The 15,820-nt window shown below is 28.6% G+C and carries 14 protein-coding genes; 11 read left to right on the top strand and 3 right to left on the bottom strand.

The window, feature by feature from the left end; all coding sequences use genetic code 11:
* Positions 1-302: 302 nt before the first annotated feature.
* From rnhB to J3E06_RS05680, 3 genes are all read left to right on the top strand, one after another.
* Complete coding sequence (rnhB, locus tag J3E06_RS05670; protein ID WP_013179654.1) at positions 303-1,097, top strand: ribonuclease HII; 795 nt, start codon at positions 303-305, stop codon at positions 1,095-1,097.
* Positions 1,098-1,323: 226 nt separating this feature from the next.
* Positions 1,324-2,322, top strand: coding sequence for a tRNA (adenine-N1)-methyltransferase (locus J3E06_RS05675; RefSeq protein ID WP_013179655.1), 999 nt, complete (start codon positions 1,324-1,326; stop codon positions 2,320-2,322).
* A gap of 234 nt (positions 2,323-2,556) precedes the next feature.
* Positions 2,557-3,021, top strand: a complete 465-nt coding sequence (locus J3E06_RS05680; RefSeq protein ID WP_013179656.1) for a hypothetical protein — start codon at positions 2,557-2,559, stop codon at positions 3,019-3,021.
* A 90-nt stretch (positions 3,022-3,111) separates the two neighbouring features.
* Here the strand turns inward: J3E06_RS05680 and gatE are convergent, their stop codons facing one another.
* Positions 3,112-5,049, bottom strand: coding sequence for a Glu-tRNA(Gln) amidotransferase subunit GatE (gatE, locus tag J3E06_RS05685; protein WP_013179657.1), 1,938 nt, complete (start codon positions 5,047-5,049; stop codon positions 3,112-3,114).
* A gap of 142 nt (positions 5,050-5,191) precedes the next feature.
* Entirely contained in the window at positions 5,192-6,544 is a 1,353-nt protein-coding gene (gene gatD, locus J3E06_RS05690; RefSeq protein ID WP_013179658.1) for a Glu-tRNA(Gln) amidotransferase subunit GatD, read from the bottom strand.
* Between the two features lie 325 nt (positions 6,545-6,869).
* On the opposite strand from gatD, the gene J3E06_RS05695 reads away from it, so the two are divergent.
* From J3E06_RS05695 to mptN, 8 genes are all read left to right on the top strand, one after another.
* Positions 6,870-7,079: an LSm family protein gene (locus J3E06_RS05695; RefSeq protein ID WP_013179659.1), complete on the top strand. Its 210-nt coding sequence runs from the start codon at positions 6,870-6,872 to the stop codon at positions 7,077-7,079.
* Between the two features lie 372 nt (positions 7,080-7,451).
* Entirely contained in the window at positions 7,452-7,640 is a 189-nt protein-coding gene (locus J3E06_RS05700) for a 50S ribosomal protein L37e (RefSeq protein ID WP_013179660.1), read from the top strand.
* 494 nt (positions 7,641-8,134) lie between these two features.
* On the top strand, positions 8,135-9,940 hold the full coding sequence (ilvB, locus tag J3E06_RS05705) for a biosynthetic-type acetolactate synthase large subunit (protein WP_013179661.1): 1,806 nt from the start codon (positions 8,135-8,137) through the stop codon (positions 9,938-9,940).
* 187 nt (positions 9,941-10,127) lie between these two features.
* Entirely contained in the window at positions 10,128-10,637 is a 510-nt protein-coding gene (gene ilvN, locus J3E06_RS05710) for an acetolactate synthase small subunit (protein WP_013179662.1), read from the top strand.
* A gap of 242 nt (positions 10,638-10,879) precedes the next feature.
* Complete coding sequence (locus J3E06_RS05715) at positions 10,880-11,194, top strand: class III signal peptide-containing protein (protein ID WP_013179663.1); 315 nt, start codon at positions 10,880-10,882, stop codon at positions 11,192-11,194.
* Between the two features lie 201 nt (positions 11,195-11,395).
* Positions 11,396-12,712 carry a non-hydrolyzing UDP-N-acetylglucosamine 2-epimerase gene (wecB, locus tag J3E06_RS05720; protein WP_013179664.1) on the top strand — a complete coding sequence of 439 codons (1,317 nt, stop codon included), beginning with the start codon at positions 11,396-11,398 and terminating at the stop codon, positions 12,710-12,712.
* A gap of 180 nt (positions 12,713-12,892) precedes the next feature.
* Positions 12,893-13,297, top strand: coding sequence for a pyridoxamine 5'-phosphate oxidase family protein (locus tag J3E06_RS05725; protein ID WP_013179665.1), 405 nt, complete (start codon positions 12,893-12,895; stop codon positions 13,295-13,297).
* Between the two features lie 254 nt (positions 13,298-13,551).
* The gene (mptN, locus tag J3E06_RS05730) at positions 13,552-14,466 is read left to right on the top strand and encodes a tetrahydromethanopterin:alpha-L-glutamate ligase (protein WP_013179666.1); all 915 of its coding nucleotides are present in this window, start codon (positions 13,552-13,554) and stop codon (positions 14,464-14,466) included.
* A 26-nt stretch (positions 14,467-14,492) separates the two neighbouring features.
* Here the strand turns inward: mptN and J3E06_RS05735 are convergent, their stop codons facing one another.
* Complete coding sequence (locus tag J3E06_RS05735) at positions 14,493-15,743, bottom strand: MnmC family methyltransferase (RefSeq protein WP_013179667.1); 1,251 nt, start codon at positions 15,741-15,743, stop codon at positions 14,493-14,495.
* Positions 15,744-15,820: the final 77 nt, after the last annotated feature.

Here is a 15,820-nt window from a genome sequence, read left to right on the forward strand (position 1 = left end):
GATATTGGATATTTAAGAATTTAGAATTTAGAATTTAGAATTTTTAAAATTTAAAATTTAATAATTTTAAGGGTTTATATATAATATTAATGAACTTACTCAAGTAATATTATGTTATTTTAAAACATATATTCACATTTGCACATCTAAATATATTATTAAATTATTATGTACTATTTATTTATTCATAATAGTATTTACTCGTTCAAATTTATATATATTATTACTATATACCTATAACATACAAAAAATATCCAAAAATAAAATAAAAAAATAAAAAAATAAAAAAATAATGTGAAAAAGTGTTAAAAAACGATAACGAAAACGAACCAGAAAATCAAATTATAACCCCTAAAGTAGTTGGTTTAGACGAAGCAGGACGTGGACCTGTCATAGGACCAATGGTAATAGCAGGAGTGCTATTAAAAATGGATAATAAAGAAAATGCTAAAACATTTTACGATTTAGACTTAAAAGACAGCAAAAAACTTTCAAAGAAAAAGAGAGAAACACTCTACAAAGAAATTCAAAAACTTGCAAAAGTGGAAAAAGTAATAATCACTGCAAAGGAAATTGACGCACAAATGAATATAATCAATCTTAATAAAATTGAATTAAACGGATTTTCAAGCATAATAAACAAATTTTACAAAGATATTTACGGATTAGATGAAAATAAAAGAGATAGTGGTTTTTTAACATACATCGATGCTTGTAGCAGTAATGAAACATCTTTTTCAAACCAATTAAAAGCAAAATTGATAAATAAGAACATCGATTTAATAGCGGAACATAAAGCAGATGATAATTATAAAATAGTTTCGGCAGCGTCCATTATTGCAAAAGTAAATCGTGATAATATTATAGATTCTTACAACGAGAAGTATGAAGCTCTCGGCTATACAATAGGTAGTGGTTATCCAAGCGACCCAAAAACTAAGAAGTTTTTAAGACAGTATCTTGAAGATAATAAAGAATTGCCCGATATAGTTCGGTTTAGTTGGAATACTACGAAAAAGCTTTTAAAAGAGTATAACCAAGAAAATGGAAACATCGATTTAAAATGTGAAAATTTATTAAAATGGGTAAAAAATTAATAAGAAATTAATAAGAAATTAATAATAATTCACAACAAAAAATTTAAAAAATCAATTTTACTCAATAATCTTTTAATAATTGTGAATCTATATGAAGTAAATCTATAAGAATTAGAAACACATAATGTATTAAAAGCATATGTATAATATTGCATTACTTGTATTATTTTTATAACTCACAATACGTTAAAATTTATCAATTTATTATATTTTAAATGGTGGAATAATGACCAATGAAGAATTAAAGAACAATACGGAAGAAACACAAGCACAGCAAGAGCAAGAGCAAGAACCAATAACTGAAAAGAAAGAAAAGAAAGAAGTAAAACCAACTTGGAAATATTATGAATATGATGGTTCAACAAAGACTAAAAAATTAATAATTGACAAAAGGGGCAAAAAATACCTAATTGCAAAAGAAAATAAGGAATTTGGGAACGATTTGGGCGTATCAAGGTTAGATGGTGTAAGTGAAGGAAATGTTTTACCGACCCATAAAGGTGATGAGTTTTATTTAGTAGAACCTACCGCTTTTGATATCATAAAGAAGATGAAAAGAAGTGTTACAACCTTATTACCTAAAGATATCGGTCTTATAATCGCATACTGCGGTATAGAAAACGGTGAAACCGTTGTGGAAGCAGGAACTGGCTCAGCAGGATTAACAATGTACTTATCACAAGCTGTAGGTAAGGAAGGAAAAGTAATCACATACGAAAAAAGACCAGAATTTGCAAAGATTGCAAGAAGAAACCTTGAAATTATGGGTTCAGTGAAATTAAATCAGCCAATTATTGGTGTAGAAGAAGAACCTGTCGAAGTAGACAATACATTAATAAATATAAATGAAGAAGCTGAAAGCAGAAAGGTTTACAACGTAATTCAAAAAATAGGGGATATTACCGAAGGTATCGAAGAGCAAGATGTAGATGTAATTGTTTTAGATATGCCAGACCCTTGGAATGTAGTGCCACACGCTAAAAAAGCTTTAAATAAAGCAAAAGGTAGAATTGCAGTTTATGTGCCTTATATAGAGCAATCTAAAAAAGCAGTAGAAGCTTTAAAGGAAAATAACTTCTTAGATGTAATTACAATTGAATGTATCTTAAGAGAAATGGATATTTCAGAAAAAGGCGTTAGACCGTCAACAAGAATGATAGGACACACCGGATACTTAACTTTTGCAAGAGTTTGCCCTGAAAAATTAGAATTAGACGAAGAATAATAGATATAGCGGATGAATAAAATAGATATCTAAAACTAATTTTTAATAATTTTTTAAATTTTATATATTATTTTTTTAAAGTCATAATTTAACAAATAATGGTATGAATAAATTTAATTGCATATTTTTAAATCATATTATGGCCTATTATATGTTATTATATTGTAATATGCTATATTATAATATATAATTATACATTAATATATATTAATATATTAGTATAGAGGTTTTTATATGGATTTACCAAAAAACAATGTTTTTAAATTATTGGGGCTTTTATTAATAATTTTAATAATTGCAGGCGGTATTATTACCCTTTCTACAGGTTATCTAACCATATCTGCAGATGAAGATGAAGAGTCAGCATATAAAATTTCTGAAATTAAAAAACAAGCTTTAAATGTAAATTATACTGATTTATGTGAACACAATGAGGAATATGTGGATAAAATAATTCATTTTGAAGGTAAAATTATAAAAGTTAATGAAAGTAATAATATTGTTTACCTAACAATGGCTACTAAAAAAGATACTTCTGGAAATTATGGGGACAATATCATAGAAGTTTGGGGTAGGGACAATAAATTCGCTCAAAATAGCATAGTAAACGTTTATGGGACTTATATGGGTTTAAAATGGGCCGGTGCCGATTATGAAAATGAAACCATACCTTCAATACATTCAATAGTAATCGAATAAAATAAATAAATAAATAAATAATAAAAAAAATAAAAAATAAAAAATTAAATTAAAAATATTTTTTTATATTATTTATTAATGGTATTTTTATTATTTATTAATAATACTTTTTAATTCATCTTGCAATGTTTTGTTAATCAATTTTCCATCTGCTTTTCCACGTAAGTTTGCCATACATCTACCCATTAGTAAACCCATTGCACCCATACCTTTTTCATTAACTACAGCGATGTTTTGCTCGATTATACTTCTGATTTCTTTTTTAACGTCTTCTTCAGACATTGCACTAAGTCCTTTAATTTCAAGGATTTTGTCAACATTTTCATACGGATTTTCAATAAATCCTTTTAATACATCGACAATTGCTTCTTTTGAAACTTTTCCATTTTCAATACTTTCAAATAATTGTTTAAAGTGCTTTTCTTCAAGTATTTCTGTATTAAATCCTTCTCTTCTGATTTCTTTAACTGTAGCTTCAATTGTTGTAGCAATTAACGTTGCTTTAACATTAACAAATGTTTTGGCAAGCTCTTCAAATAAGTCAACGTGATATGACATTACCATTTGCTTTGCTAAGTCGTTGTTTAAATCATATTCTTTTATAAATCTTTCTAATTTCTCTTTTGGCATCTCTGGAAGGTTATTTCTTATATTTTCAACAAATTCATCACTTATTGCTATATTTGGGATATCTGTTTCCGGGTACATTCTTGCAGCACCTGGTAAAGGTCTTAAATATGATGTATTCCCGTCTTCTAATGCTTTTCTTGTTTCTTCTGGTATTCCAATAGTTATAGCTTCGTTTGCCCTATCTAAAACAGCACCTAACGCTCTTACAGCTTTATCTTCTCTATCCCCTACAATGATAACCGCATCTTTTGTTTCAGGGTTTACGCCCATAAATTCCTTGAGTGCATCGACTTCTTCTTGTGTAATTCCGTATTTTGGCAACTCATCAGTGTGGAATAGCCCTCCAACGCCTCCGATTACTTTTCCACGGTCGGAGAATTCAGTTCCTAATCTTCTATTTGGTTGTACTTCTTTACCAATTAAACCGTCAAATCCTTTAAGTAAAATTGCTTTTACAACTCCTTTTTTCTTTAAAGCACTTTTAATTACTTTTGATTCGGTATTTTTAAATAATTCGCTTACATCAACGATATTTTCAATACCTGTTTTTACTTCCGCATTTCTTTCAATTAATTCTTTTTTAATCTCATTTAATTTAATTTGTCTTATTGCTTCATTTTTAATAATTTGCTCGATTAAATCAAGATTTTGGACACCTTTAACTTCAATACGTGCGCCTTCTTTAATAGAAATATTCACGTCTTGTCTAATTGTTCCCAATCCTCGTTTAGCCTTTCCAGTAGCTCGCAATATAGTTCCTATTCTTCTTGCAGCTTCTTTTCCCATTTCAGGCGTTGTAATATCCGGTTCTGTGGTAATTTCTAATAAGGGAATTCCCAATCTGTCAACGCAGTATATTACTTTGTCTTTTTCGTCCCTTACCTTTTTACAAGCATCTTCTTCTAAACATAAACTTGTAATTCTAATATCGCCGTATTCAGTTTCAATACTGCCATCTTGTGATACAAACATAGTTCTTTGGAATCCTGATGTATTAGAACCGTCGATAACCATTTTACGCATTACCTGAACGTCGTCAACCACGTGCATATTCATAAGCTCAGAAACTTCAACAGCTGTATAAATTCCCTCTTCACAAGGTCCTTGAGGCGGTTCATCATCTAATTCAACGAGACAAGTTGAATCATTATAGTATTGATAAACGTAGTTTTTCTCCTTTTTAGATTCAATAAGTGCCGCTTTATCGATTTGACCCATTTCACTTTGGGAAGGTCTCAATACTCTTTCAATCTCGCCGTGTGGTTCGTCATCTCTAATTTTTGTAGGGCAATTACAAAATAATTTCCTACTCGTGTTTAATTGTTGATGTATTTCTAAACCAACTTTTAAACCTAATTCTTTATAGTCTAAATTTAAATTTAAATCCGAATTTGACATAATATCACCAATAATCAAATTAATAAACAAATAATTAATTAAATGAAGTTATTTTATTTTTTTATTTTATTTAATATACTTTATTCAATATATTTTATTCAATATATTTTATTCAATATACTTTATTTAATTTATATTATATTTAGTTTAAATCGATTAAACTAAATTTGGTAATTTCTCCCACGGTATTTTTACCAATTAATTCTTTAACTTCTTCTAAATTGTAATTTGCCAATAAATACATCATTTTTACAAGTGCAGTTTCAGCAGACATATCTTCACAGCTGATTACGCCCATTTTTTGCAATTCTACACCGTTTGAGTAAACGTTCATATTAACTCTTCCGTTAATGGTTTGGGTTGTCATAGCAACTAATAAACCATTGTCTATTGCGTATTTAATCCCGTTAAACAAAGTTTCAGGAGCGTGTCCTAATCCGGTGCCTTCTAAAATAATACCTTTATATCCGTTATCCGTGTAGTATTTCAAAATATCTGAATTGATACCTGGATAAATTTTTAAAAGTGCTACTTTTTCCTCTAAATTTGTGTTTATTTCGACATTTGATGAATTATCCGTGATATTTTGTTTTAATTCTCTTTCATCTGCAATGTACTCGATTTTATAGTCTTTTTCATTAGTTTTTTTATTCTTTGAAAGCATATTCATTTTAGCAACTGGCTGAGCATTGACGGATTTAAACGCATCTCTCCTTGAAGAGTGCAATTTCCTAACTTTTACGCTTTTGTGCAAATAACAGTATTCGTCGCCGTTTTCACCGTGCATAAGTACATAAACACCACTTAAACCTTCTGTAGCAAATTTGGTTGAAGCAATTAAATTTAATGCGGCATCTGACGAAGGTCTGTCGCTACTTCTTTGAGCGCCAACTAATATTATAGGTACGTTTGATTTAACCATAAATTGAAGAGCTGAAGCCGTGTAGTGCATAGTATCCGTACCGTGTGCAATTACAATCCCGTCAGCACCGTTTTTTATTTCATTTTCAATGTGTTCGGCAACTTCTTTCCAGTACGCCGGCAACATATTTTCACTTAAAATATTCATTACAGCTTTTCCAGAGATGTTTGCAATGCTCAAAAGTTCCGGAACTGCCCTAATTAAATCATCAGCCGTAAATGCGGGGTGAACTGCACCAGTTTTATAATCCACTCTTGAAGCAACAGTCCCACCAGTTGAGATAATTGAAATGTTTTTTAATTTTTTTTCCTTTTTTATATTTAATTCGGTTTTAACGTGTTTAGGAGTTTCTCCAGCACTTAAAATTTTTATTTCTTCTATTTTTTCCTTTTTTATGCCTGCATTGTACCCGCTACTCATTTTTATCATAATAACGTCGTCTTTTAAGCAAGGCATAACAGTTCCTTTATACGTTGTTGAGGTTTTGGTTTCTGATTTAGTTTTTTCTTCTTTCGTAGTTATTTCTACCAAATCACCAATATCTGTTTTTAAAGTTTCCAAACAATTACTCATAATTTAAACACCTATTTTATTAGTCGTATAATTCCAAATATAAAAATTTAAAAAGTTTTAATACAGATTACATATACAATACCGTAATATATATAATTTAATATCAACATTTTATATATTTGATTAACAAAATCTATTATATATCTTTTATTTAATAAAATATCCTACTATAATAAATAAAATACTTATAAAATCCATATTATATAATCTAATTTAGATTAAAGTACTCTTCATTAATTATTAAGTGCAAAGTATTATATATTAGAAAATTATATCTATTCTTTACAAAATCTAAGCAGTTATTTTTTATTTGCGAGGTGTTAATATGATGGATACACAAAGACCATTAGACGCATTAGGAAAATCAATAAACACAAATATCACCGTATTTTTAAAAGACGGTAAAGAAATCAAAGGAAGATTAAAAGCATACGACTTACATATGAACGTAGCTTTAGAAAACGCTAAATTCGAAGAAAAAGAATACCCTATGATTGTTGTAAGGGGAGACAACGTTTTATACGTTTCATTATAAGTTTGAATTCTCAACTACAATCGATGAAATATTTAAAATACAAAATACAAATTAATTAACCTCATTAAGATAATTAAAAAAAGAGTAATTTATTAGCATAATTTTATTGTTAATAAATTATTCATATTTAAGATTTATTGTAAATTTATTATAGATTTATTATAATTATGTTTTATATTTTCAATTATATTATTTAACATTTTTAATCATAAAAATTCGTACAATAATATATTTATACTATAAGTATATATTATGTTAAAGTAATGTACGTAATAATATTGATAAATAAAGCATTATAGCTAAATATTTGAAATAGAACGTTTAGTTTTGGCTTTATTTTTATAAATTACTATAAGCAAACACGGTGAAAAAATGTCCAAAGGTACCCCATCACAAGGTAAACACAACAAAGGTTCAAATCACATCATCTGCAGAAGATGTGGAAAAAGGTCATACCACGTTAGGAAAAAGGTATGTGCAGCATGTGGATTTGGTAGAAGTGCAAAATTAAAAAGATTTGCATGGCAATGGAAGAAATTCAACGGAGAAAGATTAAAATAATTGAATTTTAATTATATTATTCATTATTTATAATCAACTCTTTTTAACTATCTATTTCGTAATTTGATACGAAAAAAGAACGATAAAGAATAAAAAAACTCTTTTTATATGGTATATAACTTTTATATTATATTTTATTCGATTTATAATATTTAACATCATTATGCTTTTTTATAGTTATTTTCTAATTTAGTATATATTATTATTATTATTATTCTTACTTTACGATAGTATTACTCAGATATTACCTTTCATAATCGTATAATTATGTATTTCACACGTTAAATTAAATCTATTAATAGGTTTATATATTTATTTTTATCAATAATTATTTATAATATTTTATTTAATTATTTTTAAATAATCAAAATAGTAAAACATAGAATAAAAACTAATGAAATAACAATTAATGTAATATATATCTTAAAACAAATATTGTTATTAAATTAATTACATTTTATATTTATTTAAATCTATGAATTAACGGTGATTTTATGACTAATGTGGATAATGTAAATGGGGCAGAAGCTTTACTAAAAGCCCTGGAAGCCGAAAAGGCTAAAGTAATATTCGGATATCCTGGGGGTGTTTTAGTATCATTCTACGAATCTTTATGTGATAGTAATATAATACACATACTTACAAGGCACGAACAAGCAGCCGCACATATGGCTGATGGTTATGCTCGTGCAAGCGGAAAAGCTGGTTTTTGTATAGGAACTTCAGGACCCGGTGCAACAAACTTGGTAACTGGTGTAGCAACCGCACATATGGATTCATCGCCCGTAATAGCTATAACGGGACAAGTAAGTTCTGACATAATAGGCGATGATGCTTTCCAAGAGATAGATTCATTCGGTATATTTATGCCAATAACAAAGCATAATTTCCAAATACGTAAATCTGATGATTTAGTTGACATAATGGCAAAAGCGCACGAAATAGCTACAACAGGTAGACCCGGACCCGTACATGTTGACATACCTTCGGATATATTAGTAGGTGAGCTTAGCAATGGTTTAAAGATACCTGCAGACATAAATATATCCAGTTATAAGCCTACAACCGTAGGTCATCCATTACAAATAAAAAAGACCATAGAAGCAATAGTAAACTCTAAAAAACCATTAATATTGGCAGGAGGGGGCGTTTCAATAGCTCAAGCGAGTAATGAGTTATTGGAATTTGCAGAATTATTAAATGTACCCGTATGTACAACTTTAATGGGTAAAGGATGTATATCTGAAAAACACGAGCTTTCAACTGGTTTAACAGGTATGCACGGAACTTATGCGTCCAATAACCTTATAGAACAGTGCGATTTATTGATATCAATCGGTTGCAGATTTTCGGATAGGGTGACTGGAAAAGCATCGGAATTTGCACCAAATGCTAAAATAATACATATGGATATAGACCCTGCCGAAATAGGTAAGAATGTACCTGTTGACATACCAATAGTTGGAGATGCAAAAAGAATATTACAAGATTTAATAAAACAATTGAAAAAACATAATATATCATTGGATACCACCGAATGGATGGATGAAGTAAATAAGTTAATGAAATTGTCTGAAGAAGAATTAAAAATAACTGAAGAAGAATCTAAATCAAATAACTTAGAAAATACCAAAAATAATGAAAAATTACACCCTAAGGTTGCAATATACGATTTAATGGATGCCATATATGATATAGACCCAGAACTCGAAAATACTTATATAACTACTGACGTTGGTCAAAATCAAATGTGGATGGCGAGATACTTTAAGTTTAAGAAAGATGCTTTAATAACTTCTGGTGGACTTGGTACTATGGGTTTTGGATTCCCGGCTGCATTGGGAGTTAAATTTGCAAAACCTAACGCAAACGTTATATCAATAAGTGGAGACGGCGGTTTCTTAATGAATTCACAGGAATTAGCCACAATGGCGCATTACGACATACCGATAGTAGCAGTTATATTTAATAACAGAGCTTTAGGAATGGTTCATCAATTACAATCAGTACTAAAAAACAGGCAATCACAAATACATTTGGGAGAAACACCTGACTTTATAGAATTAGCTCATAGCTACGGGGTTAGGGCTGAAAGAGTTTCAAACTCGAAAGATTTAAAGGAAACGCTTAAAAAAGCAATTTCACTTAATAAACCGTATGTTATAGAGGTTATGATAGACCCATCGCACGCAGTGAAGGTTGTAGCACCAGGTGCTAAAATAACGCAGATGATAGAACCGGAAAATAAGGAACCTTGTTCAGAGCAGGTATTATTTAAGGATATGATTTCAAAATTATAGGCAAAATTAATTAAAAACTAAAAAATAAAAAAACATAAATGTAAAAACATAAATGTAATAAATAGGAAAATATATTAATCAAATTTAAATTAAATAATTTAATTTATTACGTTTATATTTATGGAATTTAAATTTAATCAGATTTAAATATATTTAATCAGATTTAATTTATATTATGGTGGTAATCATGGAAAAAAGGCATATTATTACGGTTTTGGTACTCCATAAGCCAAGTGTCCTACAAAGGATTTCAGGACTTTTTGCAAGAAGATGGTTTAATATTTCAAGCATTACAGTTGGAATAACAGAAAATCCAGACATTGCAAGGATGACAATTGTTGTAAAAGGAGACGACACTCATTTAGAGCAAGTATTAAAACAATTAAACAAATTAGTTGAAGTTGTTAAAGTTAAAGACTTAAAACATAATAACTATGTAGAACGTGAATTATGTATCGTGAAAATTCACGCACCTACTGAAAGCGGTAAATCACAGATTACACAATATGCGAATATATTTAGGGGTAGTATTGTAGATTTAAGCGCTGAAACCATAACTGTAGAAATTACCGGTGATGAATCCAAAATTAACGCATTTTTAGACTTAGTAAGACCGTTAGGTATTAAAGAAGTCGCAAGAACTGGACTAACTGCATTAATGCGAGGTTCCAAGATTTTGAAATCTAATAAAAAATAATACTATAGTTATAAATAAACTAAAAGGAAATATTTTATATTAAAATTATCACTTTATAAAGTTTTTATTCTATTTTTATTAATTTTGATATGTCTAAATTTATATATTCATAGACATAACAATGTTTTATATAATATAATTGACAATATTATGTTATTATCTAATTATCGTAATTAATATCCCAATATATTAACTTAATAATTGCCAAACTATTTACGCATATGGTATTATGGAGTGAAGAGATGTTTAAACGTAAAAAAGGACAATTATCTATGGAATTAAGTATTGTAATATGTGCAGTTATTATTGTTGGAGCAGTAGTTGCTTATTCATCACTCTCATTTCTAAAAGATACTGGAAGGTCAGTAAATGAAGCAAGTAAGTGTTTTAATGACCCTCTCGATAAGATAAATGGAGAAGAGGGAGAAAGTAGTGGTAGCACTGAAAGTAGCACCCTACATTCTAAAAGTTTTAGTCCATTTGGCATAAAACCTGATGTATGTAAGAATACGCAAAATAGTTCCAGTATTATGTGGACGGGTAAGGCATTAATGTAATGTTTAACGTGATATAACTTTACGTTAAATATAATTATTTTATATATCATCTATTTTTATTTACCTTGCTAATATTTTATTAGCTAATATTCTATTATTATCTAATTTTTAACTCGATTTGTTTTAATATTATTTAATAACTAATATATAGTATAAAAACCTAAAATTTAATGATTACAATAATAATAAATGGGAAGGAAAATGTATAAGTTAAAAATTGCAATTTTACTGGGCACAAGACCTGAAATTATCAAAATGTCGCCAATAATTAGATATTTGGATAATTTAAAAGAGATAAAGCGGATAAAGAAGTTAAGCAAGATGGCTGGCTATGACTTATCCAGCGACAAATCCGAGGATAATTTAAAAAATAGATTACAAACTGATGGTTTAAATTATATTGAAAATTTAAAATTCAATAATATGGATATGGAATATGTAATAATCCATACTAATCAACATTACTCTCAAAATATGGATAAAATATTTTTTGATGAACTAAATTTGCCAAAATCAACCTATAATTTAAAAATAGGTTCTGGAAGGCACGGCGAACAAACTGGAAGTATGATTGTAGCTCTTGAGAAGGTATTGGTTGACGAAAAACCTGACGTTTTATTTATACAAGGGGATACAAACACGGTTTTAGCCGGTGCGATTACTGCTTCAAAAATGGGTATAAAAATAGCTCACGTGGAAGCAGGATTAAGAAGTTTTGACCGAAAAATGCCTGAAGAAGTGAATAGAGTATTAACAGACCACGTTTCAGACTTTTTATTTGCCCCAACTGGTATAGCAAAACAAAATCTATTGAAAGAAGGTATTGACGAAAACAAAATTTTTGTAGTGGGAAATACAATTGTTGATGCTACTTTACAAAATTTAAAAATAGCCAAACACAGCTCTAAAACTTACGCTCAAGACCCCGAATCTAAAAATAAAGAAGATTATTTCTTGTTAACATTACATAGGGCGGAAAATACTGATTATTTTGAAAAATTAGATACTATAGTCGATAATATAATAGAAATTGCAAATAATTACGCAAAAATAATATTTCCAATACATCCACGTACTTTAAATAAATTAAAACAATTTAATTTATTACCTAAATTGTCAAATAATCCAAAAATAGAATTAATAGAACCTGTGGGTTATTTAGATTTTTTATTATTGGAAAGTAATGCTAAATTAATACTCACTGATAGCGGAGGAGTTCAGGAAGAGGCCTGTATATTGGGAGTACCTTGCCTTACAATCCGTGAAAATACTGAAAGACCGGAAACTGTGGCGGTAGGTAGTAATATCATAGTTGGTTATGATTATGAACACTGGATAAATGGTTTAAAGGGAATGTTAGATTACGATGCAGATGGGAAACTTGGGAAAGATGATAGTGGATGTACACCTTGTAGCAAAAAACATTGGGAAAATCCATTTGGTTGTGGACATTCTGCTGAAACTATACTCGAAATAGTCTTTTCAGATTTAATGGATAATAATAAAATAATAAAATAATAAAAATTAAATTAAAGTAAAGTACTAATAATTATATAAAATCATTTAATTTTTATATTATTAGCTCTAATACTATGAGTATAGATTTAACACTTATGGGTTAAATTTTGAATTTCAAATCAGTTAGTTTTTATACTAATAAATTAAATAAATTTACTATAATTTATCGAGAGGGATATCGTGGTAAAATTAAACGACGAAATGCAAAAAGCATTGAGCGGATTGTTATTTTTAGCAACTGCTTCAAAAGATGGAATTCCTAACGTAGCACCAATGGGTGCAAACATAGTTGTAGATGACGAAACTTTAATTATCTCAGACAACTTTATGAAAAAAACGATTGCAAATATCAAAGAAAACCCAGTCGTTGCAATAAACGTTGCAGACTGTAGAGCTTGCTCATTACAATTTAAAGGAAAAGCTGAATACGTTGTGGAAGGAGAATACTTCGAACTTACAAAAAAATGGATGGCTGAAAAAATGCCAAACATTAAACCAAAAGGAGCTGTAGTTATCAAATTCTTTGAAATTTACAGTGTAAAACCTGGCGATGATGCAGGTAAATTACTCGAAACAGATGACTAATTTAATTTATAGTCTCTATATTTATTTTTAATTTTACAATAATATATTACTACTTTTATTTTTTATTATTATTTACTTTATTATTATTTTATTATTTTATTATTTTTTAACATTATTTTACAATACTGGTTTTAAATTTCAAAATACGGTTAAATAAGATTAAATAACTTTTTATAGATTGTTTTAGATATAAGTTTGATATCGATTAGAATATTATTATTAGTATTATTACTGTTTATAGTTGTGTGATATGTATGAAAATGGGTATTATCTCAGAGGAAAGAGATTGGATAACTGACGAATTAAAAAATAAAATGGAGCAAAACGATATCGACCCGATAATCATAAAGCCATCCAAAATTGTTAATACGTTGTCAAAAAAAGGCATAAAATTCGAACACAATAGTAGAAATTTGTTCGATTTAGAATGTGCATTTGTACGGGATATCGGATTTGGTGAAGAAATGATGCACAGATTTGATATAATCGAGTGTTTAAGTACTTATATTCCGATAATAAACCCACCGCAAGCAATACAAGATGCAGGTAATAAATATAGAACCTCTTTTTTGTTATCAAGAAACGAGATTCCACAATCTGAGACAATCGTTTCAGAAGATATTAATAAAATATTGGCTTATTCTGACAAATTTGACGATAGTGTCTTAAAACCATTTTTTGGAAATGGCGGGCAAGGATTAGTCAGATTAAAAGGTAGGTCAACAGTTGCAAAGCTAAATATCTTAAATACTTTTAAAGAGACAAACCCTGCATTTTATATGCAAAAATTCATAAATAACCCTAATAATGTATATAGGGATATTAGAGCTTTTGTAATAGGAGATAGGGTAGTTTCTGCTATGTACAGGGAATCAGACAACTGGATTACAAATATTAAGCAAAATGGAACTCCAAAACAGTGTGAAATAACCCGAGAGATAACTAAGTTAGCATTGGCTGCAAAAGAAGCACTCGGTTTATATTATGCAGGTGTAGATTTAATAGAAAGTGAAACAGGGTTAAAAGTAATTGAAGTTAACGCTTGTCCTTCGTGGGAAGGTCTTTCTAAAGTTTCCGAGGAAGATATTACGCAATTATTAATCAATGAAGCAAATAGAATTGTTAAAAAACATAGAATGGATAAATTAACAGAAAAATATATTAATTAATTGTTAATCAATTATTAATTAATCAATTATAAATTAGTTAATTCTTTTTTTAATAAATTAATACATTCCACAGAGTTTTTGGAATTTTTTTGAATATTTAACAATTTTTCGTCAATTTTACCGGATTTTATACGTTTTGTAGAATAAAGATAATTGTATTCATCATCTTTGTTTACCATTAACTTATCTTTGAATTTTTCCCTCATAATTTCCCGTTTATTTATTATTTCTTCAGAATTTTTACTCAACGTTTCGTCATAATACGGAATTCCAATCGATGATAAAGCAATAAGTCTCTCATCAACATCTGAAATTCTTTGAAGTTCGTAATTATCATTTTCATAATTATCCGTATTTTTTTTATTATTTTCATTATTTTCATTATTATTGCAAGTATTTTCATTTCCACAGGTTTCTTGAATAGATATGTGATGATAAATAGGTTTACCTTTAAAAGCTATCGTAATACCTCTCTTACGACCTATTGAAACGCCTTCATATACATTATATCCAATTTCAAACAGTGCACTCCTAAAAGGAATAGACGAAGAGTAGGAAATTATCATACCTCCATCTTTAAGTTTTTTATACAATAGTTCTAAAAATTCAACAGTATATAATACAGGGTCTCGAGCCGGGGAAAAAGCATCATGACAAACTATATTATAGTAGTTATCAGGCATTTTTTGCAATATAATCCGTGCATCTTCGTTAAAAACTCGAATATTGTTAATATATTTATTATTTTCATTATCTTCATTATCTTTATTATCTGTATTCTCAAATATATTATTTTTAAAAAACTCAAAATACGCTTTTTTAATAATTTCGTGCTCTTTTAATGGAATATCCAAGCATAAAGAAAGAAATAAAGTTTCTTTACTTATTTCAACCATATCTATTTTGCAATTTTTATTTTTAGATAAACAAGCCATTGCATTATAACCCATACCACTACAGAGGTCTAATATATTGCAATCGCAATCTTCACGTATTTCCACTTTAGAAGGGATTGCGAACTTTTCGATACCTTCGGTAAGTGCACCAACCCGTGAGTGCATTAATTCGTCTGTATCTTCTGATTTTAAAGTATACGTTCCATCATCTGTTTTAACGAGCATATCAATTTCTTTACTTGTTAATTCAGCTATTAAATTCTTTGAGAGTTTTAAAAATTCAACAGAATCTATTTTGGTCATTTTTTTGGATTTAAACTCTTCTGAAAATTCATTTATATATTTTTCAATTATATCTGTCGCTTTTAAATTAGGTAGCATTATTACACCGAATAAATTATAAAATAATCTCATAGTTATTATATTATTTTTTATATTAGTATATATTACAATGGTGA

The organism is Methanococcus voltae, from assembly GCF_024807655.1.
In the GTDB taxonomy this organism is placed as follows: Archaea; AGJL01; Methanococci; order Methanococcales; family Methanococcaceae; genus Methanococcus; species Methanococcus voltae_D.

Bases quoted from the DNA above. Each gene is read 5' to 3' on its own strand.
- J3E06_RS05735 (WP_013179667.1), bottom strand. From the start codon at position 15,743: ATGCTACCTAATTTAAAAGCGACAGATATAATTGAAAAATATATAAAT.
- ilvN (WP_013179662.1), top strand. From the start codon at position 10,128: ATGGAAAAAAGGCATATTATTACGGTTTTGGTACTCCATAAGCCAAGT.
- J3E06_RS05695 (WP_013179659.1), top strand. From the start codon at position 6,870: ATGATGGATACACAAAGACCATTAGACGCATTAGGAAAATCAATAAAC.
- J3E06_RS05700 (WP_013179660.1), top strand. From the start codon at position 7,452: ATGTCCAAAGGTACCCCATCACAAGGTAAACACAACAAAGGTTCAAAT.
- gatD (WP_013179658.1), bottom strand. From the start codon at position 6,544: ATGAGTAATTGTTTGGAAACTTTAAAAACAGATATTGGTGATTTGGTA.
- ilvB (WP_013179661.1), top strand. From the start codon at position 8,135: ATGACTAATGTGGATAATGTAAATGGGGCAGAAGCTTTACTAAAAGCC.
- J3E06_RS05675 (WP_013179655.1), top strand. From the start codon at position 1,324: ATGACCAATGAAGAATTAAAGAACAATACGGAAGAAACACAAGCACAG.
- J3E06_RS05680 (WP_013179656.1), top strand. From the start codon at position 2,557: ATGGATTTACCAAAAAACAATGTTTTTAAATTATTGGGGCTTTTATTA.
- J3E06_RS05715 (WP_013179663.1), top strand. From the start codon at position 10,880: ATGTTTAAACGTAAAAAAGGACAATTATCTATGGAATTAAGTATTGTA.
- wecB (WP_013179664.1), top strand. From the start codon at position 11,396: ATGTATAAGTTAAAAATTGCAATTTTACTGGGCACAAGACCTGAAATT.
- mptN (WP_013179666.1), top strand. From the start codon at position 13,552: ATGAAAATGGGTATTATCTCAGAGGAAAGAGATTGGATAACTGACGAA.
- gatE (WP_013179657.1), bottom strand. From the start codon at position 5,049: ATGTCAAATTCGGATTTAAATTTAAATTTAGACTATAAAGAATTAGGT.